We start from the raw sequence: 308 nt of genomic DNA on the forward strand, positions 1-308 counted from the left end.
TCCGTGTCGGCGCCGGTGACCGGTTCGCCGGTGGTTGTGACCCTGTCCAATGGCCAGACCATCACCATCCCGGTCGGCTCGAGCAGCGCCAGTGTCAACTTCACTGCGCCGAACGATGCCCTGACCGGCGGCACCTCCCTGAGCGTCAAGATCGACGACGCCAAGGGCGGTAATTACGAGAAGCTGGACGTCGACGGCAAGTCGGCGGACACCTCGGTGACCGATACCGCAAGCACCACCACTCTCAGCCTGAGCACGACCGACTCCGTGGCTGAAGGCGGCTCCATCGTTTACACCGCAACCCTGAC

1 protein-coding gene is annotated in these 308 nt (G+C 64.3%); it reads left to right on the forward strand.

Annotated features, from left to right (window positions below; all coding sequences use genetic code 11):
* Nucleotides 1–308: immunoglobulin-like domain-containing protein (locus ACZ3HH_RS29575; protein ID WP_465810076.1), on the forward strand; the 308-nt coding region annotated here is incomplete at both ends.

This window comes from Pseudomonas sp. PME37.24/025 (genome assembly GCF_055556615.1).